Source organism: Pseudomonas sp. 10S5 (assembly GCF_035019745.1).
In the GTDB taxonomy this organism is placed as follows: Bacteria; Pseudomonadota; Gammaproteobacteria; order Pseudomonadales; family Pseudomonadaceae; genus Aquipseudomonas.
In genome coordinates this window covers 22,546-47,334 of the sequence record NZ_JASJVL010000012.1, presented here as the reverse complement: position 1 = coordinate 47,334, position 24,789 = coordinate 22,546, and the positions used below count along the sequence as shown (strand labels likewise).

Annotated in this window: 19 protein-coding genes and 1 other RNA gene; 6 read left to right on the top strand and 14 right to left on the bottom strand. The window is 55.7% G+C overall.

Features of this window, described 5'->3' with window-relative positions:
* Positions 1-20 precede the first annotated feature (20 nt).
* Positions 21-569, top strand: a complete 549-nt coding sequence (locus tag QN378_RS14665; protein ID WP_322204579.1) for an adenine phosphoribosyltransferase — start codon at positions 21-23, stop codon at positions 567-569.
* Between the two features lie 78 nt (positions 570-647).
* Here the strand turns inward: QN378_RS14665 and recR are convergent, their stop codons facing one another.
* The 4 genes from recR to dnaX all read right to left on the bottom strand — a co-directional run bounded on the left by recR (position 648) and on the right by dnaX (position 5,078).
* Positions 648-1,250, bottom strand: coding sequence for a recombination mediator RecR (recR, locus tag QN378_RS14660; protein WP_322165081.1), 603 nt, complete (start codon positions 1,248-1,250; stop codon positions 648-650).
* Positions 1,251-1,311: 61 nt separating this feature from the next.
* Positions 1,312-2,346, bottom strand: coding sequence for an NADP-dependent oxidoreductase (locus tag QN378_RS14655; RefSeq protein ID WP_323547379.1), 1,035 nt, complete (start codon positions 2,344-2,346; stop codon positions 1,312-1,314).
* Between the two features lie 225 nt (positions 2,347-2,571).
* Positions 2,572-2,898 carry a YbaB/EbfC family nucleoid-associated protein gene (locus QN378_RS14650; RefSeq protein WP_299831232.1) on the bottom strand — a complete coding sequence of 109 codons (327 nt, stop codon included), beginning with the start codon at positions 2,896-2,898 and terminating at the stop codon, positions 2,572-2,574.
* Between the two features lie 65 nt (positions 2,899-2,963).
* Entirely contained in the window at positions 2,964-5,078 is a 2,115-nt protein-coding gene (gene dnaX, locus QN378_RS14645; protein ID WP_322204583.1) for a DNA polymerase III subunit gamma/tau, read from the bottom strand.
* Positions 5,079-5,241: 163 nt separating this feature from the next.
* Here dnaX and QN378_RS14640 point away from each other — a divergent pair, with 163 nt between their 5' ends.
* The 4 genes from QN378_RS14640 to QN378_RS14625 all read left to right on the top strand — a co-directional run bounded on the left by QN378_RS14640 (position 5,242) and on the right by QN378_RS14625 (position 9,618).
* Entirely contained in the window at positions 5,242-6,018 is a 777-nt protein-coding gene (locus QN378_RS14640) for a transporter substrate-binding domain-containing protein (protein WP_322206894.1), read from the top strand.
* A gap of 121 nt (positions 6,019-6,139) precedes the next feature.
* Positions 6,140-7,840, top strand: a complete 1,701-nt coding sequence (locus tag QN378_RS14635) for an acid phosphatase (protein ID WP_323547376.1) — start codon at positions 6,140-6,142, stop codon at positions 7,838-7,840.
* Between the two features lie 110 nt (positions 7,841-7,950).
* Entirely contained in the window at positions 7,951-8,847 is an 897-nt protein-coding gene (locus tag QN378_RS14630) for a DUF2167 domain-containing protein (protein ID WP_323547374.1), read from the top strand.
* 231 nt (positions 8,848-9,078) lie between these two features.
* Positions 9,079-9,618, top strand: a complete 540-nt coding sequence (locus tag QN378_RS14625) for a hypothetical protein (protein ID WP_323547372.1) — start codon at positions 9,079-9,081, stop codon at positions 9,616-9,618.
* A gap of 443 nt (positions 9,619-10,061) precedes the next feature.
* Here the strand turns inward: QN378_RS14625 and QN378_RS14620 are convergent, their stop codons facing one another.
* From QN378_RS14620 to ffs, 5 genes are all read right to left on the bottom strand, one after another.
* Positions 10,062-10,895, bottom strand: a complete 834-nt coding sequence (locus QN378_RS14620; RefSeq protein WP_323547370.1) for a hypothetical protein — start codon at positions 10,893-10,895, stop codon at positions 10,062-10,064.
* A gap of 382 nt (positions 10,896-11,277) precedes the next feature.
* Positions 11,278-13,239, bottom strand: coding sequence for a hypothetical protein (locus QN378_RS14615; RefSeq protein ID WP_323547369.1), 1,962 nt, complete (start codon positions 13,237-13,239; stop codon positions 11,278-11,280).
* A 34-nt stretch (positions 13,240-13,273) separates the two neighbouring features.
* Positions 13,274-13,603: a hypothetical protein gene (locus QN378_RS14610; protein ID WP_323547367.1), complete on the bottom strand. Its 330-nt coding sequence runs from the start codon at positions 13,601-13,603 to the stop codon at positions 13,274-13,276.
* 247 nt (positions 13,604-13,850) lie between these two features.
* On the bottom strand, positions 13,851-14,303 hold the full coding sequence (locus QN378_RS14605; protein WP_323547365.1) for a hypothetical protein: 453 nt from the start codon (positions 14,301-14,303) through the stop codon (positions 13,851-13,853).
* 571 nt (positions 14,304-14,874) lie between these two features.
* Positions 14,875-14,971: signal recognition particle sRNA small type (gene ffs, locus QN378_RS14600), an RNA gene on the bottom strand.
* Between the two features lie 218 nt (positions 14,972-15,189).
* Here ffs and QN378_RS14595 point away from each other — a divergent pair.
* Entirely contained in the window at positions 15,190-15,675 is a 486-nt protein-coding gene (locus tag QN378_RS14595; RefSeq protein ID WP_323547363.1) for a GNAT family N-acetyltransferase, read from the top strand.
* 29 nt (positions 15,676-15,704) lie between these two features.
* Here QN378_RS14595 and QN378_RS14590 read toward each other — a convergent pair whose 3' ends face one another.
* The 5 genes from QN378_RS14590 to QN378_RS14570 form a co-directional block, all read right to left on the bottom strand.
* Positions 15,705-16,871: a zinc-binding metallopeptidase family protein gene (locus QN378_RS14590; protein WP_323547361.1), complete on the bottom strand. Its 1,167-nt coding sequence runs from the start codon at positions 16,869-16,871 to the stop codon at positions 15,705-15,707.
* A 114-nt stretch (positions 16,872-16,985) separates the two neighbouring features.
* Positions 16,986-19,346, bottom strand: a complete 2,361-nt coding sequence (gene ligA, locus QN378_RS14585) for an NAD-dependent DNA ligase LigA (protein WP_322204595.1) — start codon at positions 19,344-19,346, stop codon at positions 16,986-16,988.
* A gap of 162 nt (positions 19,347-19,508) precedes the next feature.
* A complete protein-coding gene (gene zipA, locus QN378_RS14580) occupies positions 19,509-20,357 on the bottom strand; it encodes a cell division protein ZipA (RefSeq protein WP_322204597.1) in 849 nt (282 codons plus the stop codon).
* 239 nt (positions 20,358-20,596) lie between these two features.
* The gene (gene smc / locus QN378_RS14575) at positions 20,597-24,091 is read right to left on the bottom strand and encodes a chromosome segregation protein SMC (protein ID WP_323547358.1); all 3,495 of its coding nucleotides are present in this window, start codon (positions 24,089-24,091) and stop codon (positions 20,597-20,599) included.
* Between the two features lie 3 nt (positions 24,092-24,094).
* Positions 24,095-24,754 (bottom strand): GntR family transcriptional regulator, encoded by a 660-nt coding sequence (locus tag QN378_RS14570; RefSeq protein ID WP_323547356.1) that lies wholly within the window; start codon positions 24,752-24,754, stop codon positions 24,095-24,097.
* Between the last annotated feature and the right edge of the window lie 35 nt (positions 24,755-24,789).

Sequence of the window (24,789 nt, the reverse complement as noted above, 5' to 3'; positions counted from 1 at the left end):
CCCTGCCCAGGATCCTCTCGATGATTTTCGACGAATTCAGCTTTAAATCTCTTATCCGCCCTGTGTTGGACTTCCCTAAGCCCGGCATTATTTTTCGCGACATCACCCCGCTGTTTCAATCGCCAAAAGCACTGCGGCTGGTGATAGACAGCTTCGTCCAACGCTATATCGAAGCTGACTTCAGCCATATCGGCGCGATGGACGCACGGGGGTTTTTAATTGGTTCGATTGTCGCTTATGAACTGAACAAGCCACTGATCCTGTTTCGCAAGCAAGGCAAACTCCCCGCAGACGTGCTGTCCGAAGGTTATCAAACCGAATATGGCGAAGCCTTTTTGGAAGTACACGCCGACAGCCTGTGCGAAGGCGATTCGATCCTGATGTTCGATGACTTGATTGCCACAGGTGGCACCCTGATTGCGGCTGCCAATCTGGTCCGGCGCATGGGTGCGCACGTCTATGAAGCCGCTGCGATTATCGATTTGCCTGAATTGGGCGGTTCACAGCGCCTGGAAGGTATGGGTATCCCGACGTTTTGCCTGACCCGTTTTGCATTGAGCGACAAATAAACCTGTGGGAACTGGATTGGAATTGGATGCGCAGCAGCACCGCGTTGAAAACGGTGCGCCTCTGTTGCTTAGCGTTAACTACAACGCGATGGGCTTACGTCCCGCGAATGAATGCGCCAAGGTGCCGCCGTCGACCAATTCCAATTCTCCGCCCAGCGGAACGCCGTGTGCGATTCGCGAGGTAATCAAGCCTTTATTACTCAGCAGCTGAGCAATGTAATGCGCCGTGGCTTCGCCTTCGACCGTGGGGTTGGTGGCCAAAATGATTTCGGTAAATGAGCCTTGCTCTTCAATGCGCGCAACCAGCTGTGGTATCCCAATGGCCTCTGGACCCAGGCCGTCAAGCGGCGACAAATGACCTTTGAGCACGAAGTAACGGCCACGGTAACCCGTTTGTTCCACGGCATAGACATCCATGGGCCCTTCGACCACACACAGAATCGTGTCGTCGCGGCGTACATCGGAGCATTGTGGACACAAGTCATCTTCAGTAAGCGTGCGGCATAGTCGGCAATGGCCAACGCCTTCCATGGCCTGGCTCAAGGCCAATGCCAAACGCGAGCCGCCACTGCGGTCACGCTCTAGCAATTGCAGGGCCATGCGCTGGGCGGTTTTCTGACCGACACCCGGCAATGTGCGCAAGGCATCGATCAATTGGCGAATCAGGGGACTGAAGCTCATGGAGAAAGGTCCGACAAAACAACGAGACGCGGTTTATACCCGCGCCTCCGGTTAGCGTCAATCAAGCGTCAGCGACCCGGACCACCAGCTTGCCGAAGTTACGGCCTTGCAGCATGCCGATGAACGCTTCTGGCGCTTGCTCCAGGCCGTCCACCACGTCCTCACGGAATTTGATTTTGCCCTCTGTCACCAACGGCACCATGGCCGCAAGAAACTCCGCATGACGATCACCGTATTCTTCGAAGACGATAAACCCCTGAATTCGCGCACGCTTGGTCAGCAATGTCCGCATCAGCAATGGCAAGTAATCGGTGCCTTCAGGTAACGCCTGCGCGTTGTATTGCGCGATCAACCCACACAGCGGAATACGTGCACGAGCATTGAGCAGCGGCAATACAGCGCTGAAAACCTTGCCTCCGACCAGCTCGAAGTAGATGTCGATACCATTGCCACAGGCATCGGCCAACTCTTGGGCAAAGTGCTCACTCTTGTGATCGATACAGGCGTCAAAACCTAACTCGTCAACCACGTAACGGCATTTATCGGGACCACCGGCAATGCCCACCACCCGCAGGCCTCTGAGCTTCGCCACTTGACCCACCACCGAACCCACAGCACCCGAGGCTGCAGCCACTACCAATGTCTCACCGGCTTTGGGTTTGCCAATTTCCATCAGGCCCATATAGGCCGTGATGCCCGGCATGCCCAACACGCCCACCGCCATGGAGGGGCTGGGCAAGTCTTTTGGCAACGGCAGCACTTGGGTGCCATCGCAAATGCTATGGGTCTGCCAGCCAGTCATACCCACAACCAGATCACCCTGTTTGAAGCGGACGTTGCGTGATTGCTCGACACAGCTGACGGCGCCCCCGGTCATGACGTTGTTGACCTGAACCGGCTCGGCATAGGACGGCGTATCGTTCATCCGGCCGCGCATATATGGGTCCAGAGACAGATACAAGGTGCGCAGCAGCACTTGGCCCTCTTCCAGGTCAGGCAACGCTTCTCGCTCCAAGCGGAAATTTTCTGGGGTCGGCGCGCCGTTGGGGCGCGAGGCGAGAACAATGCGTTGATTGAGGATCAGTTCTGGCGGCATCGAAGCGGTTCCTTCAGCAATAAGTTGGGATCATAGAAAGCAGACCGTTTGGGCGCTTGGGGGTTCGGTTCGATTTTTGTAGCGCCAGCGTGTTGGCGAGGGTGGCATATCGGGCACGCCACGCTTGACCCTTCTGCCAACAAGTTGGCTCTAAAGGTGTTGGAGTTAGCAAAAAATCAAAGAAGCCAGACACTGGGCCTGGCTTCTCATAAATACCAAAGCAACTTAGAACGGCAGCTTCATGCCTGGAGGCAACTGCATGCCAGCGGTCATGCCGGACATCTTTTCCTGGCTGTTCTGCTCGACTTTGCGCACGGCGTCGTTAACCGCTGCGGCAATCAAGTCTTCGAGAACTTCTTTGTCTTCTTGCATCAGGCTGTCGTCGAGACTGATACGTTTGACGTCATGACGACCGGTCATGACTACACTGACCAAACCAGCGCCTGATTGGCCAGTAACTTCGGCGTTGGCGAGCTCTTCCTGCGCCTTGGCCATTTTTTCTTGCATCTGCTGTGCCTGCTTCATCAGGCCGGCCATGCCACCTTTCATCATGAGAATTCACCTCGAACGTTGTGGGGTTTGTCTGCGCAACACCCTGCGGGCACCACGCGCATTAGTTAAAGGGTCTGAGCCACCGGAGTATCTACAGGTTCAATCGTATCCTCTCGGATCACCGCACCAAACTGTTGCAACATTTGTTGGATGAACGGATCGCAATGGATCGATGTGACTGCTTCGCTTTGGCGCTTGGCGCGCAGGCGCGAACCTGCCTGGGCCGGGGTTTCCTGTTCGGGCTTGATCAGCTCGATAGTGAGGGTCAGCGTGCGCCCATGGTATTGATTCAGGGCGTCATTGAGCCGACGTTGCTGAGTGGTGTTGAACAGCGCGCTGTGGGCCGGGTCCAGGTGCATCAACCAATGATCGCCGTCCACTGCCATCAACGTACAGTTGGCGGCGATACTGCCGGTCATGCCTGAGATGGGCAGCTTCGGAAACAGGTTTAGCCAATCCAGCGCCAGCCCGGTCGCGGGCATTAGCGCAGGTAACTGCTCAGGTTCGACGACGTCCGCCACACTGTCGTGGGCCAACTCATCCAGATAACTGTAGGACGCCGGATCAATATCAAGCTCACCATCGAAATTGTCGTCGTCGGGCGGCTCATCGTCACGCTCCATCGGCGCCAAGACCGACGACGATGCATCTGGAATCTGTTCAAGCATGGCCGGCGTCACTTCTGCGACTGGCGCGGCAGGTTCAACCACATCGGGAGCATCCGGGACTGGACTGGCCGGTGCCTGAGCAGGCATTGGCGTCAGATCGGGTTGCTCAGCGACGGTATCGAGCATTGGCTCGGGTATCGACTCGGCAACCGGTTCTGGTTCTGGTTCTGGCTCGACCGCCACGGGTGGACTCGGCGCGCGCTCGATCCACGGCAGATCAACTTCAATTGCAGCAACCGCGACAGGCTCAACGGCTACCGGCACCATAGCCGGTTCAGGTATTGCCACGACCGGCGCCAGCACAGCCACTGGAGTGGCAACAGTTACCGGTACATCGGGCATCGCACCGACCACGGGTTGTATGGAATCAACCGTGGCCGGGTTGATCCCCACTGTCTTTAGTGGTTGCCTGGGTGCATCACTGCTGTCTGCCGGGCGGAACGCCAGCATTCGCAACAGGACCATTTCAAATCCCCCTCGCGGGTCGGGCGCCAGGGGCAAGTCGCGACGACCAATCAGGCCCATTTGGTAATAAAACTGTACGTCTTCGGCGGGCAACGCTTGCGCCAATGCCAACACTCGATCACGGTCACCATGACCGTTATCAACCGCTTCGGGCAGGGCCTGAGCAATCGCTACGCGGTGCAGTACGTTAAGAATCTCCGACAGCACGCCATTCCAGTCCGGCCCTTGCTCGGACAAATGGCGCACGGCTTCGAGCATTGCCCGCGCATCGCCGTCGAGCAATGCCTGCAACAGGTCATAGACTTGCCCGTGGTCCAGCGTGCCGAGCATGGCCCGAACATCCGCCGCCATGACCTTGCCTTCACCGAACGCAATCGCTTGATCGGTCAAGCTCATGGCGTCACGCATCGAGCCATCGGCCGCACGACCTAACAGCCATAGCGCATCGGCTTCAAACGGCACATTTTCGACACCCAGTACATGGGTCAGATGTTCGACCACACGCTCCGGTGTCATGTTTTTCAGGGCAAACTGTAAACAACGCGACAGGATGGTCGGCGGTAGCTTCTGCGGATCGGTGGTTGCCAGGATAAATTTGACGTAGGGCGGTGGCTCTTCCAGGGTCTTCAACAAGGCGTTGAACGAGCTCGTAGAAAGCATGTGCACTTCGTCGATCAGATAGACCTTGAAGCGTCCGCGGCTCGGCGCGTATTGCACGCTTTCCAACAGTTCACGGGTGTCTTCGACCTTGGTCCGGCTTGCCGCATCGATTTCGATCAAATCGACGAAACGCCCTTCGTCAATTTCACAACACACTGAACAGGTGCCGCAGGGAGTAGAAGTAATACCTGTTTCACAATTCAGGCATTTCGCGATAATGCGAGCGATGGTGGTTTTACCCACACCGCGCGTACCGGTAAATAAATAGGCATGATGCAACCGTTGGCTATCCAGCGCATTGATCAGGGCCTTGAGCACATGGGTCTGGCCGACCATTTCGCGGAATGAGCGCGGACGCCATTTGCGTGCAAGAACCTGATAACTCATCGATAACCATCGCGACTGAAAGCGGAAGACCGCTAATGCTAGCGGAGCAGGGGCAAAATTGCATCCGGTGTCCGGCGCTAATATAGCTACGCTCATCAATTGAATGCGTCCAGGAGTTGGGTCTGACTTGAATAGCATCGTAATGCTCACGCCGATAAACCGAATGCGGCTGCTATTGAGTGTCTTGTTGCTAGCGTCCTGCTCAAGTTTCGCGGCGGATGCTCCGTTGCGCTTCTCGATTGCCGACAGCTGGTCTATGCCCATTGTGCTTATTGACGGCGACAAACCCCGCGGCGGCTTTTTGTTCGACATCATGGAAAGCCTAGGCCGCCACATGGGCTTGCCCACCGAATATCACGTTCTGGCGCGTCTACGCGTGCAAAGCGCTTTGGAGAATGGCGAGGTCGATATTCGTTGCTACGCGGCGCAGTCCTGGGTGCCGAACATGTCCGGCGACTACATCTGGAGCTTGCCGCTGATAACTCAGCGCGATTTATTGATCAGCACCGCAGACAACCCAACGCCAGTCGACCCCAAACAACTCGCGAAAGAAAGCGTCGGCACCGTGCTGGGCTACGTCTACCCTACCCTGCAGACGCTGTTTAATAGCCACCAATTGGTGCGCGAAGATGCTCGCAGCCAAGACCTGGTGTTGCAAAAACTTATCGCCGGGCGCTACCGCTATGCGGTGGCCAATCAATGGTCGATGCGTTGGTTCAACCGCAGCCTTGCACCTGACAAACAGCTACGCGAGGTTGCCATCATTCAGGAACAACCGGTAGGCTGCGTCCTTCGCAACGACCCCAGTGTCCCAGTACAGCGAATTCTGAGAACCTTGCTGCGAATGAAAATGTCCGGCGAGATAGATCAGATTCTAGAACGTTATGGCGCTCCAGCGCCGTTGGCCGTTAGACCCGTGTCTGAGTCGCAATCTCGCTGAATGCCGTGTTTTAGCGTTTATACATCCTCACTCTGCGCTGTAGCATCACCGTCACATTGCCTCGCTACGCTCCTTCGAAATCAGCATTTACGATCTCAGTCAAGTACGCAGGTAACCTGTCATGAGCGACAAAAAAGAAGAAGAAACCTCGCAACCACTTGCTGGCGACAATCCTCCTGACGTCAGCAGACGGCGTTTTCTCGGCGGCGTCGCAGCGCTTGGCGCAGGTGCAACCCTCAGCGCTTATGTCCGCGCTGAAGAGCAACCCATTGCGCTGGATGCCCCGCCATTAACCGGCGCAGCTCTAGACCAGGCGTTGCGTGACAACGTGAAAACGGTCGTCGTGATCTACGCCGAAAATCGCAGCTTCAATAACTTGTTCGGCAACTTTCCCGGCGTTGAAAAGCCGATGGCAGACCTTGATCCTGTCGAGTACCAACAACGTGACCGCGACGGCAAGGTGCTGGAAGGCCTGCCCCCAGTATGGGGCGGTGTATTGCAAATCGGACCGCAGACCGTCGACGGCGTGACCTACCCCGCCGGCACTCAATTCCAGGAACACCTGCTCAACCAACCCTATGCGCTCCAAGGCCCCGACGGCGAAGACCTGCCACTGAGCCTGGTGACCCGCGACTTGTGGCATGTGTTTTACCAAAACCAAATGCAGATTAACGACGGCAAAAATGACAGCTTCGTCGCGTGGGCGGATTCCGGTGGCTTGACCATGGGCCACTACGGGCAGACCGAATACTCCTTACGTCTGTGGGACGTGGCGTCTGAGTTCGTCTTGTGTGACAACTTTTTCCAAGGTGCTTTCGGCGGCTCGTTCCTTAACCATCAATACCTGATCTCCGCTGCCGTACCGTTCTACCCGGACGTAGCCAACTCCCCGGCTAAACAGCAGATTGCCACGTTACAAACTGACAACCCCCGTGACACTCGACTCAAGCCGTTAGAGAAATCTCCCGCCAGCGCCATGACCGGGCCGCCCCAATTTGGTCCCAGCTTGCTGACGCCGGATGGCTATGCCGTCAACACCATGGCCCCGCCGTATTGGCCGACCTGGATTCGTGACCCCGACCGCCCGCAATATGCGAAAGCGGACGTGGCTAATGTGCTGGTGGCGCAAAACCACGACCACATCGGCGACAAGCTGTCGAAGAAAAACGTCGATTGGGCCTGGTATGCCGGCGCGTGGCAGGCCACCATCGACCAGTTCAAAGATTCGGCGGGCATTCCGAAAATCCCGAGTTTCCAGTACCACCATCAGCCGTTTAATTACTTCAAGAAACAAGGACCGGAAAACCCGGGTGAACGCAGCAAGCGCCTGCGTGACGCAGGCTTAGGCGATGAATCCAGCACCAATAAATTCCTCGCGGATGCCCAGGCCGGCAAGCTGCCCGCCGTCACGTTTTATAAACCTCAGGGCAACCTGAACATGCATGCCGGTTACACCGACGTAGCGGCGGGTGATCGCCACATCACCCGCGTCATTAAAGTGCTGCGTAACAGTCCGCAGTGGGAAAACATGGTGATTGTCATCACCGTTGACGAAAACGGTGGCTGGTGGGACCACGTTGCTCCACCCAAAGGTGATCGCTGGGGCCCTGGCACTCGGGTTCCGGCGCTGGTGGTCTCGCCATTTGCCCGACGGGGCACGGTGGACCACACCACGTATGACACCGCTTCGATTTTGCGCTTGATTACCCGGGTGCATGGTCTTGAAAAGCTGGACGGGCTAAAGATGCGAGACGAAGCGATGGCAACCCGAGGCCAAGAGCCCATGGGCGACCTGACCAACGCGCTGCAATTTTTTGGCTGATTGATGGCAATACCCAAAAACCGCCATGCCCATGGCGGTTTTTTTATGGTGCCTTGCCCCCCGCTTCGTTAAGCTGCCGCCAAACTCATTACTGAATGTAAAGGACTACGATGAATTGCGTGCGCTTGCTGATGGCGGCTGTCGTGTTGTGTGCCTTAACCACACGCGCAGACGCTGCAACTCCCACCTCTGGCGAGTCTGCCAAACCTCGGCAAACCGCCGCCCAGTTCATGGCAACGCTGAAACCGCAGCACGGCACTGTTGATCTGCCAGGCGGCGTCGCCACACTCAGCCTGAACGACGATTTCTATTACCTCACCCCGCAAGACACTGAGCGTTTGCTCGTTGAAGGCTGGGGCAATCCACCGGGCCATACAACGTTGGGCATGATCGTACCGCAAGCCACCAGTCCGATGTCCCGCGGTGGCTGGGGCGTACTGGTCAGTTACAAAGACGATGGGCACGTATCCGATGAGGACGCCGCCAAGATCGACTACACCGAAATGCTTAAGCAAATGCAGGAAGACGATGTAGAGAACAACAACGAGCGGCGCAAACAAGGCTACGCCGGCCTGCAACTATTGGGCTGGGCCGAACCGCCGCACTATGACGATCAGAGCCATAAGATGTATTGGGCGCGCGAACTGAAAGCTGACAACACCGACGAAAACACTCTCAACTACAGCATCCGCGTGCTCGGTCGCCAAGGCGTGCTAGAGCTGAATGCCGTCGCCTCAATGAGCGATCTTGCAACCATTCAGCGGGAAATGCCTCACGTCCTGGCGTTCACCAACTTCACCGACGGCAATCGCTATGCCGACTACGAACCAGGCACCGACAAACTGGCCAAATATGGCTTGGCGGCCCTGGTTGCCGGTGGGCTAGCCGCCAAGGCTGGGCTGTTCGCCAAAATTGGAGTGCTTTTGCTAGCGGCGAAGAAGTTCTTGGTGGTCGGGCTGATGGTTGCAGTGGGGGTCGTTCGCAAGTTTTTTAACCGCAATAAGTAACCACTTAGAGCGGTCTTGTCATGTGTGACGCGAACCCGGATTATGCGGACAGCGACTTGCTCAGCTTTTTATGCCTGCAGATCGACGTCGAACAAATCGACAAACACCATATCAACAGCCTGCCGGATGTCAGATGAGTTATTCCGGTAGCATCCTCTCATCTTCGGCGCCTGGCCTAAACTGACCAAACGCCGACACACGCCCCACTTACCACGAGTAGTCGCTGCCGCCATGACCGCCTCCTTCCGCGTATCCAGACTCGACGCCGCCCATCGGCAACTCAACCTTGCCATTCGCTTATTATTCGCCAGCGCCGACCCAGTGGCGATCCATACGCTGGTGGGGGCAGCAGCGACGATTCTGCACAACGCCTCGCCTGAACATGACAATGGCCTCGCGCCCCCGGAGTTTCACCGGATGACGCACAAGGCACACAACCTGTTTAAACAGGCAGGGATGGACTTGGAAGCGATGTTCGAACTGGACACCAAAGACAGCGAATCGCTGGCGTTTTGGGCCGTGATGAATGCCAGCGAACTTGGGCCGCTGTCGCTGGAAGAGCAGCTGTATCAGCATTGGTATGTCGCCGCGCACCTGTTACGCGGCGAAGCACACGAAACCTTGCTCAATGCAGCACTTCAGACCTTCGGCAACTTAAGTGCCAAATCCCGCCGCGAGCAAATACAAGCCGGCGCCCGTGGCCTTGCTGAGCTGGACGCCAGTGGTCCTTCGGATTCGACGCATTGGAAGAGTCAGGGGGATTATCAATAAGGGCGCGGCTATCCGTGGGAGCCAAGGTGTTGGCGGAGGTCCTTCTGAGTGATCGCAGTCTTCGGCTGATACCTATTTCAGGATGGGGTAACGGTTTACCGTGTCATTTCCGGTGAGCAGTTCCAAGGTAAACGAACCGGCACTCTTGCGGTATGTGGAGTTCATGGATTGCATACGTTTAACCTTGGAGTTTTAGAGGTGTCAGACGGCAGCCGCTGGTAATGACACCAGTGCGGGTTTCAGCGCCCGTGCTTCCATAATTGCGCCCCATGTGTCGTTCAGAAACGATGCCTTGCCTGCCAAGATAAAGCTGCCTACCAACTAGCCGCACGCTAATGGCCAACAGGCATGTATCATAACGAAGCTCTTACAAGATAAGTCTGACATGCCGCACTTACCAACAGATTATTTGAAAGATACGCACTGATACAACACTACTCAAGCTATTCCGCTACACCATCCTGAAGCTTATATTTACGAAATGCAATGTATTTGGTGAATCCAAACTTCAAATAAGGCTTCCCATTTTTCGCTCTAAAAGGCACACCAACAACAATAAAATCTGCCCCCTGAAGATCATCTGTATCTTTCAACTTGAAGTCCAGCAGCAAATCAGCTTCCAAGTCATCATCATCAATCAGGATGCTGGGCTCACTATTATAATTTCCACAATTAAGCCATAGCACTCCTTGGCTTTTATTCACATTATTAATTCGCCCCCAGAATATTTTCGCCTCACCAAGCGGGGCTGCCATTATATCTTTCTGGGGTATAAGAAGGTCGGCCAACTCGCCTTGAAGTACAATCCGCCCTCCATCAGCTACCATTTTCACAGCCGCCTCATCTTGCGGATAATTTGGATTGCGCGAGAGGCTGGTTAGAATTTGCCGCAGTGATTTATTCTCTGGATAGTCACCGATACTTGAATGTCTTCGGGTAGTACCCCATTGCGAGACCTTCGCTGGGTTTTGTTCTGGTACTAACACTTCAATTGACTGTTTTCGCTGCTTATCCAAATCAATATGGATAGCTGTATGATCAGCGACGGCAACCTCACCACTTTCGTCGGGAATCAATTCGATTTTAAAATCGCAATTATCTGTGTGATGAGCAGCGAAACAAGGTGCACGGTTGAATTTTTCGGTAGAGAAACCCTTCACGAACCATGCTTTTTCTTTGCAGGAGCAGGCAATGTTTCCCCGATACTTGTCAGGGTCTTGTTGGTAAAGAATAACTGTGCAGCTGGAGCTGTCCAGTATGTAAGCCACCGATTCCATTCAGATGCCTCTGCCCACGCGCCGTAGCGTCTATGCCATACAAAAAGGTGCGGCCTAAGCACTGCACGCACCCGCCTCGTAAGAGACTATCAGCGTAATCGTGATACCGAAATGCCATTAACGGAAGCAAGGTTCAGAAATTGAAAATAGAGGCAGAATCGGAACGAGCTTACGAGCTAAATATCGCTACAGTGCACCACTTATGTGTACGTAAACGCCGTCACACTTAGAGTTTTTCGCTAATAAATTACCTTTAAATCAACAACTTAGAGACAGGAGATAACCCCTCCATCCACGGACTCGTCACAAGTCATTGCGCTGAATCAGGATGGGATTGTAGTCGCAGAACAATTGTATGTTGATTCCATCAGGGCGAGATTAATCAGTAGCCGTGCGACTCGCGGTATTTTTGGTAGTTATGGTACTCGACCCATTCGATCACATCGTAAGGAAGGTAAAGCTGTTGCCTGGCACGGGAGATAGCGATGTACACGACACAGATCCGCTGATCGAACTCATAGGCGTCTTTGAACTTCACATTTGTGAGCAGCTCGGGCGTCAGCAGCACGCGGTCGAACTCCATCCCCCCCGCATCTTCTGCCATCATAAGCATGCAGCTCTTGCCGAGGCTACCAATCATCCTGTTCAATCGAGTCACATCGGCGATCTTGAAGCCTTTTTCAAACTCGGACTCGACCCAGAGAAATGACTCATCGAATTGATTGGCATCACGCACCTGTTGCCAGTCGGTCATCTCGCAAAAATACGGATGAAGCCCATCAGTGCTGTTCTCGGCATCATAGTATTCTGGTTTGAACAGCGCGATGGCAGTGGTCATGAAGCGCTTGAGATCCGACTCCGCTTTTTTGTCCGAGAAACTGAACGGACAGCGGGCATCTTGCAGCTCGATCATCCACTTCATCGTGTCCCAGCGGGACGCAGTCAGCACCACGCAGCCCTCGGGCGGAACGAAGCCCTCCGGATAGTGCTCGATACCGACGTCGGCATCACGAGCACCTTCGAACGGGACTTTGCTCTTCTCCGAGTGCAGGCAGATCAGCGGGTTGACCAGACGCTCAATATTGCGGCCTGAACGAACGGAGTAACTAACATCGCTTTGCCGTACCTCTCGCTTTCTTTTGACAATCTCGCCACTAGCCTGCTGATACTCATCTCCCAGGGTAATCAACACCTGGCGGCCCCTCTCGATGATCTGTAGCAGCGATGGGGAAACATCCTGGCTTTCGTCAATGAGAACGTGCGTATAACGAGCAGGCACGACGCAACCCGCCAGACATGCCCGCTTTATCATCAATAACTCTTCGAACCCAGTCCGACTACCCCATGCAGGGTTTACCTCAAGGTAAGACCACAATCGACTCGAATACTCAAGAATCACCCTGGCATCCAGGCTGGACAAGGCTTGCTTGAAATGAGGTAGATGCTTGGCAGATATGCTGTGATCCCTGGAATGGCAATAGCGCTTGAGCACCCCAAGACAGGCTTCAAGTGTCGTCTGCGCATCGTGGCCACGAAAACCGAGAATATTCAGCTCCTGCGACAGTGCCTGCTTGCTCGGTACCCTGACCAGCTTAGTCGCGAGTTGAGGCCTAGGACCGTGCAATAGGGCCTTCGCAAAGGCCTCGAAGGTCGTACCCGTGTTCCTGTCGCTCGCAACCCCGATGCGCTTTTGAAGAGTCGCCAGCTTTTCAGACGTGTATGCCAGCACCAACGTCCCTCCGGGTCGCAGACACTCCATCAAGGCACCTATCAAGTGACTCTTGCCTATCCCCGCGTAACCTTGAACATGCAGATCTTCGTCCAAATTGGCCCGGAAGGTTCTGACCAGCTTGTCTTGTGCAGTGGTCAACCAATGCTCACGGTGCTTGAGCGTCACCATCTGCTGACTGAATGGGTTGTTACCCAAATGGTGGCGAACCCTGTACCCGACATCCCATTTCCCATCGGGTAACAGGTAATCCTGCGCCGAAACTTCTTCGGCTAGAAGAAAACGAAGGTTCAAATTTTTGATGACGTTTAGACCGAAGTACAACTTCCGGGGATCGAACAGCCGCTGCGCCTCTGACAACAACCCTACGGCAGCTGACTGTCGGGAATCGACGGCCCACGCAATGAGCTTGGACAGAACCTTCTCTGCCGCACCAGCATTAAGATCTTTTTCTGCCGCTTGAGCCAGATTCTGAATGACCAACACTGCTGCCAGCTCTGGATCCGTGAGGACGCTAAGCGCTTTTGCGCCATCGGCAAGCAGCAAGCCCGCACAGGTTTCATCTGTAATGGGCAAGAAAACAGGGCTGGATAAGTCAAAATGTTCCGGGAGCATGCAACCTCATAGCCAAAACAGGCACATCAAAAGATTAATCCTGGTCATACTCTTCATCCCTTTCAGAGTCATCTTCCTCTGGTTCATCCGCCTCCCATGACGGCAGTTTATCAATGATGCGCGCGATGCCATCACGGACCGGCAAGGTACTGCGGACATCGTTGAACCAACCTAAATCGACCAACCTGGAGCGGACCAGTTGAATGGGCACACCGAGACTGACACTTAAATCCGCAAGGATCCTGTGGGCGGTGATGATGTTGTATTGCTCATGGTCGACATAGATGACCCCATGCCCACGCCATTTGACGTCATAAAGCGCAAGCAGCGGCGTCAGATGCTCCGCAAGCGTTTCAACCTCCATCCACTGTCCAATCGTTGCCCCGCCTGAGTCACACATGGCGGGCCTCTGCATTGATGCCAAGCTTGATGTGATAGTCACACAAGATGCCCTCTCCTATGCTCTTTCTTTACTTCATCCGCCCGCTCTTGATTAGTAGCCATGCAACGCCTCTACTCTGCTCTGTACGGTAAGAGCTGACGACGAACCACCAAGTCTGATTGAGCTAAGTGGCTCACCAATTACGTCACTAGATCAGCTAGCAATCGAATCAGCCTCTAGTTTTCAGCCAATCCTTTACCGCTTCAATTTGATGGACATCATAGTAGCCAGGTTTACTGTTGGGCTCGAAAACACCCTCCCCAATCGCCTCATCGAAGTGGCGGCGTACCAAGTCGTAATCTGGCACCTGCAACCTCTGGATAAGGTCGAGGCTAGGCTCTAATCCGAAATAGCCATCGGATACGAAACTCAAAAGAGTGATCAGACCATCAGCACCAACTAGGAGATCTAACGGCAAATCACCGACAATATTCCCGCCGCTCGCATAGATATCATCTTGATCATACTGACAGCCATGAGCCCTTGGTGACGCGGGACGGTGATGCACTATTCTTGGCGAATGCTTGATCCAAACACCGTCATCGTTGCGCGTCTGCCATTCAACCCAACCATCTTTGACTTCGCTGATTGGCGTACCACACGTGTCGCAAATCCACTGCATAAAAATCTCCTTTCGGCATTAAATCGCGCCCCCCACCCTAGGACAAGTTGGGATTCGACCATAATGGCATTACGACTTCACACCCGTCTAGCCAGGGCGCCCCCGCCACCTAAAACGCAGTGCAACTCTTGGAGCGATCAAGCGAATCTTGCCGAAAATAATGATTGGGCCGGCCTGGGAAATATACTTGAAACCGACTGCATGCTCAGTAAACGACTACCGGGGTCATTAGGAAAAGTCCAAGCGAAACCATTAAATAACCTGGCCCTCCTATAGACCAGTTCAACAGTCCGAGACGAGCTACACACCCACCGAAAAGGACGACAAGACGCGCCATGAGCGGGCCTGTTGGCCCCCTAATCATGCAAATACGACCCATAGCCCAAGGAGATCAGTGCTACGGCATCAAGCAATTGAAGCGAGGCTCTAAGGAATAGACTTGGCGATCAAATATCGGCCGACTAGAATGCACAGTAAAGTGCACCACTTAGGTGTACCAAGACGCTGTCACAATTCGAGATTTTTGACTGAAAAATCCTTGCAGAATCAAGGACTTGGAGATTGGAGGCAACCCCACCAGCCACACCCCGGCACACAATGTTCCCGCTGTGGCTGCTTCCTTCCGGATCTGACCAGGTTCACGGGTAATCGTTGCGGGGGGACCGATAGGGTCACCATAACGACGCTCACCTGACGGTGAACGGCGCCATTGTACCGGTCTGGCGGTAACTTACAACCGTTGCTTGCGATTAAAAATACGAGGGAGCTCAGGCACTTGTACGACAAGGGTTGAGCCAAGACACCCTGCATGTAGACCAGCTGCCGAAAAATCCCGGTAAACTCCCCGTCCTGAGCAAACGTAACGCGCTTTTGAAGGATTTCATCGATGCACATTGAACTGGTCTGCTATCAAGACCTGTCAGACATTCAGCGACAGCAGTTAACGAACGTTAAGGTGATGGACGCCCAGCGGTCGTTTTCCGGTGACATCCACGGGGCATTGAACTCACTGTTAGTCAACGCCACGTCGGACATCCGCGGGTTTGCGTTGCTGACAAACGCGGTGCCGGTGGGTTTTTTGCTGCTCAAGCGCGGCATTTATCTACCGGCGTGGGCGGATGCTGATGCGGCAACGTTGCATGCGTTACAGATTGATCGGCGCAAGCAGGGCCAAGGATTGGGCAAGGCTTGTCTACAGGCCCTCCCGAACACGACGCGGCGAGTTTGGCCTGATATCAAGCAACTGATGTTGTCGGTGGATGAAGATAATACGACGGCGTTAGGTTTGTATTTGAGTCACGGCTGGGTGGATACCGGCGAAGCGTATCGAGGCAGGATTGGATATGAGCGGCGGTTGGCGTTGACGCTTTAGGGTTCAGGATTGGGGCCTGCTAATCAAACCTACTGCGCTTGCAGCGCCTCATCCGCCTTACCGCCAGCCTGTTGAATAACCAGGTGAATGAAATGCAGCTTGGTGATCACCGCAGGGGACAGGACGAACGGATAGAAATCCGGTTGACCCATGCTGCGGGACAGTTCGTTGAGCATGCCGGCAAGTTCGATCCAGGCGTTGAGGAATGACAGGAACGCCGGACCACCGGGGTGCTGGGGGTCGTAGAGGGTTTCCAGTGTGAACGGCTGATAATCGAAGTCCATGTCCCGGGCGCTCATGCCGAAGCCGAGCGCGGTGTCGACCGCATCCATCATGTGCAGGTAATGCGCCCATGTTTCTGCCCAGTCTTCCCAGGGGTGCATGGTCGCGTAGGCGCTAACGAAGCTTTGTTGCCAGCCCGCTGGAGTGCCGCTTTGATAGTGATGTTCAAGTGCGTCCGAATAACTGGCGCGTTCATCGCCGAACAGGTTGCGAAAATTGTCCTGCCAGTGGGTGTCAGCGATTAGCCGGTCCCAATAATAGTGGCCGACTTCATGCCGAAAATGCCCAAGCAAGGTGCGATACGGTTCATGCAGCTGGACGCGCATGGCTTCGCGGTGGGCGTCGTCTGCTTCTTCGATGTTAAGGGTGATCAGGCCGTTGGCATGGCCGGTGGTGGGCAGTTTGCCTTCAAGGTCGACGCCGACGAAATCAAACGCCAAGCCGGTGTCTTCGTCTTGGGATTTCGAAATCACTTTCAAACCCAACGATATCAACTGCGCGACCAAGCGTCGTTTGGCAGTTTCTACTTTGCACCAGCGCCCGGCGTTTTCCGGGATCGAGAGATCGGGGATAGTCCGGTTAAGGCTGCAGGCAATGCAGAATTCGCCCGGTTCACTGTCGGGGAACAGCCAGTTACAGGCCGCCGGCGTATCGACGTTGGCACAGCGTCGGTAAAGCCCTGCTTGAGGCTCGTCGGTCAGGCGCCAGGTATTGAGCTGCGGGCCGGGCTCCAGCGTGACCAACCTGCCCTGCTTTGGCAGATAGCCCAAGGCGGCCGAGCAGGCCAGGCACTGAGTATTGGCAAAGAAGATCGACTGCCCGCAGTGACACTGCCAAACCTTGCTGTTGCGCTTGGTCTCACCCACAAATGGCGCGCAGATACGTGAGCTGAGTTGTTCGAAAAAGCGGAACATGACGATCTCCTTGTGGGTGCCAGCACTAGATCACGTGTCGCTGCGGGGGTTCCGTGTATTTGATCAAGCGCAAGGGTGAGGCCTACGGCACCTACCGTGGGCCGCAAACGCTGATCAATTCACGTCGATACCGTGGGTGTTCAAGAACACCACAAACGCCTCTTCATCCAGCACTTTAAGGCCCAGCTCGCTGGCCTTGGTCAGCTTTGAGCCGGCACCCGGACCTGCAACCACGCACTGGGTTTTTGCCGAAACCGAGCCGGACACCTTGGCACCGAGGCTTTCGAGTTTTTCCTTGGCGATGTCGCGGCTCATCAATTCTAGCGAGCCGGTCAATACCCAGGTCTGACCCGCCAGCGGCAAACCTTCGACGACCTTTTTCTCGCTGTGCCAATGCATGCCGAACGCTTTCAACTGCGCCTCTATTTCCAGCGCACGCTCGGCATTGGTTTTGATATCGAAAAAATCACGTACGGCTTTCGCTTGCTTCTCGGCCAACGCCTGACGCATGTCCAGCCAGTCAGCGTCGAGAATGCCCTGCAAGGTGCCAAATTTGTCGGCCAATTTCTGCGCGGCGCCGGGGCCGATGGCCGGGATGTGCAGCTTGTCGATCATCCCGCCCAAGGTGGTGCTGGCTGCGAACTCCGCGCCCAACTCACCCTGTTCTTGAATCTCCAACCCGCGCTCGAGCAGTTGCTCAATGACCGTGATGTTGTGCGCGTCGGTAAAGAAGCTATGGATTTCGTGAGCCACTTCCAACCCGACATCCGGCAGGTAGGTGAGGACTTCCGGCTGCGCTTGTTTGACCCGCTCCAGTGTAGCCAGCGAACGCGCCAACACTTTGGCCGTCTCTTCGCCGACATCGGGGATGCCCAGTGCGTAGATGAAGCGCGCCAGGGTCGGGCGCTTGCTGTCGAGGATCGCCTTAAGCAGCTTGTTACTGGAGACTTCGGCAAAGCCCTCCAGGTCGACGACTTGTTCGAAGGCCAGCGTGTAAAGGTCTGCCGGAGAAGCCACCAGCCCTTCGTCGACCAGTTGTTCGACGCTCTTGTCACCCAGACCTTCGATGTCCATGGCGCGCCGTGAGACGTAGTGGATGATGGCTTGTTTGAGTTGCGCGCCGCAGGCCAGTCGACCGACGCAGCGGTAGACCGCGCCTTCGCTGATGGTTTCTTTGCCTTTGCTACGCTTGACCAGTTGCGTGCGCTCGACATGGGAACCGCACACCGGGCACTTTTCCGGAATCTGCACCGGGCGAGCATTGTCCGGGCGGCGTTCGAGAACGACTTGCACCACTTGCGGGATCACGTCACCGGCGCGACGGATGATAACGGTGTCGCCAATCATCAAGCCCAAACGCGCCACTTCGTCCATGTTGTGCAGCGTAGCGTTGGCAACGGTGACACCGGCAACTTTTACCGGTTTCAAGCGCGCAACTGGGGTGACGGCACCGGTGCGCCCGACCTGGAATTCAACGTCGAGCAATTCGGTCAGCTCTTCCATCGCCGGGAATTTATGGGCGATGGCCCAACGCGGTTCACGGGCACGAAAACCCAGCTCGCGCTGGGACGCTAAATCATTGACTTTGAACACCACGCCATCAATTTCATAGGGCAACGAAAGACGTCGCTCGCCGATGTCGTGATAGTAATCCAGGCATTCACCAATGCCGTTGGCGAGCTTCAATTCACGACTGACTGGCACGCCCCACTGCTTGAGCTTTTCCAAGTTGCCAATATGGGTGTCGGCAAACACGTCAGAGACCTGGCCCAGGCCGTAGCAGCAGAATTCCAAGGGCCGGTTAGCGGTAATCTTCGAATCCAACTGACGCAAGCTGCCCGCAGCTGCGTTACGCGGGTTGGCGAAAGTCTTGCCACCGATTTCCAATTGGCTGGCATTGAGCCGTTCGAAGCCGGCTTTGGACATGAACACTTCACCGCGAACCTCCAGCGTTGCTGGCCAGCCGCTGCCATGGAGTTTGAGCGGGATGTTGCGCACGGTGCGCACGTTGACACTGATGTCTTCGCCGGTGGCGCCGTCGCCACGGGTTGCGCCGCGTACCAACGCGCCATCGCGATACAACAAACTGACGGCAAGGCCGTCGAGTTTCGGTTCGCAGCTGTATTGCACTTGCGCGCCTTCGCCGAACAGATCGCCCGCTGGTAAATCCAACCCCTCGGTCACACGGCGGTCGAACTCGCGCATGTCGTTTTCTTCGAATGCATTGCCAAGGCTGAGCATAGGAACTTCGTGGCGCACCTGAGTAAAAGCCGACAGCGCCGCGCTGCCGACCCGCTGAGTCGGTGAGTCGGGAGTGACCAAATGCGGATTTTCGGCTTCCAGCGCCTTGAGTTCATGAAACAAGCGGTCGTATTCAACGTCCGGGATGCTCGGCTGATCAAGCACGTGGTAACGGTAGTTGTGCTGATCCAGCTCGGCACGCAGTTCGAGGATGCGGGTTTCAGCGGCGTTCATACGGTGTTCTCTCAAAAAGCAAAAGAGCAGCCGAAGCTGCTCAATATTGGTTCGGCTTAGCGGGCCTTACGGCCCCATCACGATCAGGCCTACGCCTACACAGTAATGCAAAATCCCGTAAGAGCGGGCTTGTCCGCGATCAGACGCGCAGTGCCTGTGCGATCAACGACGATGCGTCAATGCACGACGTTCGAACTCGACGATGCGTTGGCGGTAGTGCTCGATGGTTTGCGCAGTCATGACGCTACGCTGGTCATCTTTCAACTCACCGTTCAGTTCGTGGGCCAATTTACGGGCCGCAGCCACCATGACGTCGAACGCTTGTTTCGGATGACGCGGACCCGGCAACCCGAGAAAGAAGCTCACCGCACGAGTGCTGAAGTGATCAATGTCATCGAGATCGAACACGCCCGGTTTGACTGCGTTCGCCATGGAGAACAGTACTTCGCCGTTACCCGCCATGCTTTCGTGGCGGTGAAAAATGTCCATTTCACCAAACCGCAAACCGCTTTCCAAAATATTCTGCAGTAACGCAGGGCCCTTAAAGCCGCTCTCGTCACGACAAATCACGCTGATCACCAACACTTCTTCGACCGCCGGCAAGTCTTCAGTGCGGCGCGCTGGTTCTTCCGAGCGACGTCCGGCCTTATCGTCAGGAAAATCTTCATCGCGACCGGTGAACAGGCTTGGCCCGTCGAGGTCGAGGTTCAGATTGAGGTCGCCCTGATGCGGTTCGTCTTTGCGTTTACGCTTGGCATCACGCGGCGCCATGCTCACCGACGGCAAATCATGCTCGTCCAATTTGGGTTCTTTCTGGTCCAGCACACGCGGCGGACCCAGCACCTCAGCCGATGAGGTTTCGTCGTCGTCTGCGGCGTTTGAGAAACTTCGATCGAGCCTGAATTTCAGTTTTCCTTTGCCGCCGCGCATACGGCGCCAGCCATCAAAAAGTATACCGGCAATGACAATAATGCCGATGACGATCAGCCACTCGCGCAGACCGATTTCCATGTAATCCCTTGCCTCTAATAAAAATGCTGAAAATAAGGGCCGAAACCCCTTTAAAACGTGGCGCCAACTCTATGTTCTGACAGGCGTTTTACCCACGCGAATAGAAAAGTGTTGACTAAGCTAGCACGACCAAAGATAACTTTACACCGTCTGTTTCAGCCACTTGGCCACTGTAACGGATATCAAGCACGCCGCTAGCTGTCAAATAGCCACTCATATGATCGCTTCAGCCTAAAACGCTAGCCTTCAACCAAAGCCATCGCCATCGCCTCCTCCACGTCTACCGCCACTAACCTCGAACACCCTGGCTCGTGCATAGTCACGCCCATCAATTGATCCGCCATTTCCATGGCAATTTTATTGTGGGTGATGTAGATGAATTGCACTGTTTCGGACATTTCTTTCACGAGACGCGCGTACCGTCCAACGTTAGCGTCATCGAGCGGCGCGTCAACTTCGTCGAGCATGCAGAACGGTGCCGGGTTCAGTTTGAAGATGGCAAATACCAGTGCCAAGGCGGTCAGGGCTTTCTCACCACCAGAGAGCAAATGAATGGTGCTGTTTTTCTTGCCGGGTGGACGCGCCATAATTGTCACACCTGTATCGAGTAGATCTTCGCCCGTCAGTTCCAAATAAGCGCTGCCGCCACCGAAAACTTTTGGGAAAAGGGCCTGCAATCCGTTATTTATCTGATCGAAGGTCTCTTTGAATCGGTTACGCGTTTCTTTGTCGATTTTGCGAATCACGTTTTCAAGGGTGTCCAGGGCCTCCGCCAAATCGGCATTTTGGGCATCCAGATAACGCTTGCGCTCGGATTGCTGCTGGTACTCGTCAATAGCTGCCAGGTTGATCGCACCCAAGCGTTGAATACGTCCGGCGATGCGCTCCAGTTCGTCTTCGGCGGACTTTTCATTGGTGTCACGGGTCAGTGTCGCAAGGACGCCGTGCAGGTCATAGCCGTCTTCCAGCAACTGGTCCTGCAAGGTGTTGCGCCGCACGGTGAGTGCCTGCCATTCCATGCGCTGCTGTTCAAGCTGGCCGCGCACGAGTTGCGATTGCTGTTCGGCTTGACTACGACGTTTTTCGACATCACGCAGCTCGCGGTCGGCGTCTTCCAGCGCCAGCTTGGCCAGACGCATTTCGTCGTCCACCGCCATGCGTTTTTCCAGCAGCTCTTCGAGCTTGAGGCGCAGCTCTTCGAGCGGTGCTTCGCCCTCCTCCAGATTGAGGTTCAGTTGTTCGCGTTTCTCGGTGAGGCGCTCGGACTGCAACTCCAGACGTTCAAGGGCCTGCCGAGTGGAGTCGTGCTGCGCTTTAAGCGAGCCAAGACGCACCGCCAGTTGGTGCGCATGGTCTTTATGCTGCCGGGCATCCTGACGCACCCGATCAAGGCGCTCGCGCAGGCTGTCGCGCTGGGCCAGCAGCAATTCACGTTGTTCGGTGTCCAGGGCCATGCTGTCCAGCGCATCCTGCAAATGCAGGCGCGACTCGCCCAACTGCTCGTGTTCAATGGCGCGCTGCTCCCCCAGCTCAGTCAGTTCTTCATCAAGGCGGGTACGGCGCAGGGTCAATTGCTCGACCTTGGCCTTGCTCGCCGACAGTTGAGCCTTGAGTTCGCTTTGCTGGCGCGTTTCGTCCTGGAGTCGACGACGCAACTGTTCGCGGGCGTCCTCTTGCTGAACTTGCTGTTCGCGCTGTGTGAGGAGCTGTTCTTCGAGGGCGGCCAAGTTGGCTTCACGCTCATCGCGTTCAAGGCCCAGCCGAATCAATTCCTGACCACGGGCCAGCACACCGCTTTGCGCTTCACTCGCCCGGCGTACGCGCAGGAAATGCCGCCCGACCCAATAGCCGTCGCGACTGATCAAGCTCTGCCCTGCTCCGAGCTGCGCTCGCAAAGCCAGTGCATCCTCAAGCTGTTCCACCGGCTGCACATCGCCCAGCCAAGCGGACAAATCAACGGATGTTTCGACCTTGTCCAACAGGCTGCCAGGAATACGCGCAACGTCTATTGAAGGGCTGATCAGGCGCAGGTCGCCTTGCTCAAAACCGGCTAAATCCAGTCCGGCAAAACCGTCCACCAGCACCGCTTGCAGGTCGGCACCGAGCACGGTCTCTACCGCCAGCTCCCATCCGGGTTCAACGCGCAAACCTTCTGCCAGACGCGGCCGCTCAGAAAGGTGCTGGTCACGCAGCCATTCAGCCGTGCCGGTGCCCGGATCGAGGGCCGCCTGTTGCAACGCCTCCAGGGAAGCCAGCCGCCCGTTCAGACGCTGCAGCTCACCTTGGGCCTGTTGTTGCGCTTGGTTGGCGCGATGCAGTTCGCTGCGAAGGTGCTCCAGGCGTTCGACCAGTTGCTCTTCGCTGGCGTGCAGTTCTTCGAGGGTCATTTCCCGGGTGGCAAGGTCTTCGCTGAGCTGCAAGATCGCTGCGTCTTCCGGGTCGGCTGCCAGCAATTGACGCTCTTCGGTCAGTCGCCGTTGCCGTTCGCCCAGGCGTTCCATGCTGCTGTCCAACTGCTGGATGCGCGACTGCTGCACTTCGGCCTGACGTCGCGGCTCGGCGGATTGCAGGTTGAAGGTGTCCCACTTCTCCTGCCAGCCGTGCATGGTGGCTTCGGACTCTTCCAGTGCCACAGCGGATTCTTCAGCAGCTGCGCTGGTGATTTCCTGCTCCGGCGCGAGCATTTCCAGCTCTTCGCCGAGGGTCGCAAGCAACGTACGGTCGTGGCCCAAATGCGATTCGGTCTCCAGGCGCGAGCGCTCGGATTCGCGCAAATCTTCTTGCAGTTGGCGCAGGCGTTGCTGGCCATGCTGGATGCTCTGCTCGATGCGGGCAATATCACCGCCCACCGAGTAAAAGCGTCCTTGCACCACATTGAAGCGTTCCGACAGATCATGGTGCCCGTCGCGCAAGCGTTCGATGCCGGCATCCGCGTTACGTTGCTCGGCGACCAAGGCTTCGAATCCGATTTCCTGGGTGCCAATGACGGCTTCGCGTTGGCCGACTTGCTCATTCAACGCCTGCCAGCGCAGGGCTGACAGTTGCGCCTTGAGCTGACGCTCCTCACCTTTGTATTCCTGATATTTCTCAGCGGCCTGGGCCTGACGGTGCAGTCGATCAAGCTGGCGTTCCAGCTCGTCACGCAGGTCGGTCAGGCGGGCTAGGTTCTCGTGAGTACGGCGAATGCGGTTTTCAGTTTCGCGCCGACGCTCTTTGTACTTGGAAATGCCGGCGGCTTCTTCGATGAAGTTGCGCAGGTCTTCGGGCTTGGACTCAATCAGCTTGGAGATCATCCCCTGCTCGATGATCGAGTAACTGCGCGGACCAAGGCCGGTGCCGAGGAAGATGTCCGTGATGTCCCGCCGACGGCACTTGGTACCGTTGAGGTAATAGCTGGTCTGGCTGTCGCGGGTGACTTTGCGCCGAATGGAGATTTCCGCGTAGCTGGCGTATTCGCCGACCAAGGTGCCGTCTGAGTTATCGAACACCAACTCGATGCTGGCCTGACTCACCGGTTTACGAGTGGTGGAGCCATTGAAGATGACATCGGTCATCGACTCGCCGCGTAGATTTTTCGCCGAGCTTTCGCCCATCACCCAGCGCACAGCATCAATGATATTGGATTTGCCGCAGCCGTTGGGACCGACCACCGCCGCCATATTGCTCGGAAAATTAACCGTGGTCGGATCGACGAACGATTTGAACCCGGCCAGTTTGATGCACTTGAGACGCATAGGTCAGTCAACTGCCAGTGCGGACAGAATCAACTTGCAGCTGCGCTCACCATAGCTGCCCAGTACTTCGCGAATTTGCACAACGTCGCGCGCCACCACCGCATCGAGCAGTTGGCCGAAGTGCTTGAAGGATTCCCCCATTTCTGCCTTACGCTGATCCAGTGCCAAGTAATAGTTACGGCTCATGGACGGTTGCAGATTTTCAACAGTCTCTTGCAGGTATGGGTTGTCGGCGAATGGATACGCCGCGCGCATGACGTTAAAGCTGTCTTCGACGAAGGCCTTCACATCTTGGCGTTCAAGGCTGTTTTTGAGGCGCTGTTGAATCTGTACGAATGGCGCAAGATCAATCGGCGCCTCCCAGCGATCAGCCACAGCAAGAGCAAGCAGAATGTACAGCTCACTCATCAGCGTGCAGAGGCTTTGAACATTGTGTGCGGTGATCTCCGTCACCTGGGCACCACGGCGCGGCAGGATAACAATCAAATGGCGGCGTTCAAGAATCAGCAACGCTTCACGCACCGAACCACGACTCACACTGAGTGAGGTCGTTACCTTTTGCTCTTGAATGCGTTCCCCTGGCTTCAATTCGCCACGGATGATTCTCTCTGCAAGGTGGCGAGCGATTTGCTCGGCGAGGCTGTCCGGCGCCTTGAACGTCATGATCTTCCTTCAACTTCAGCTCAATCCTACGAGCC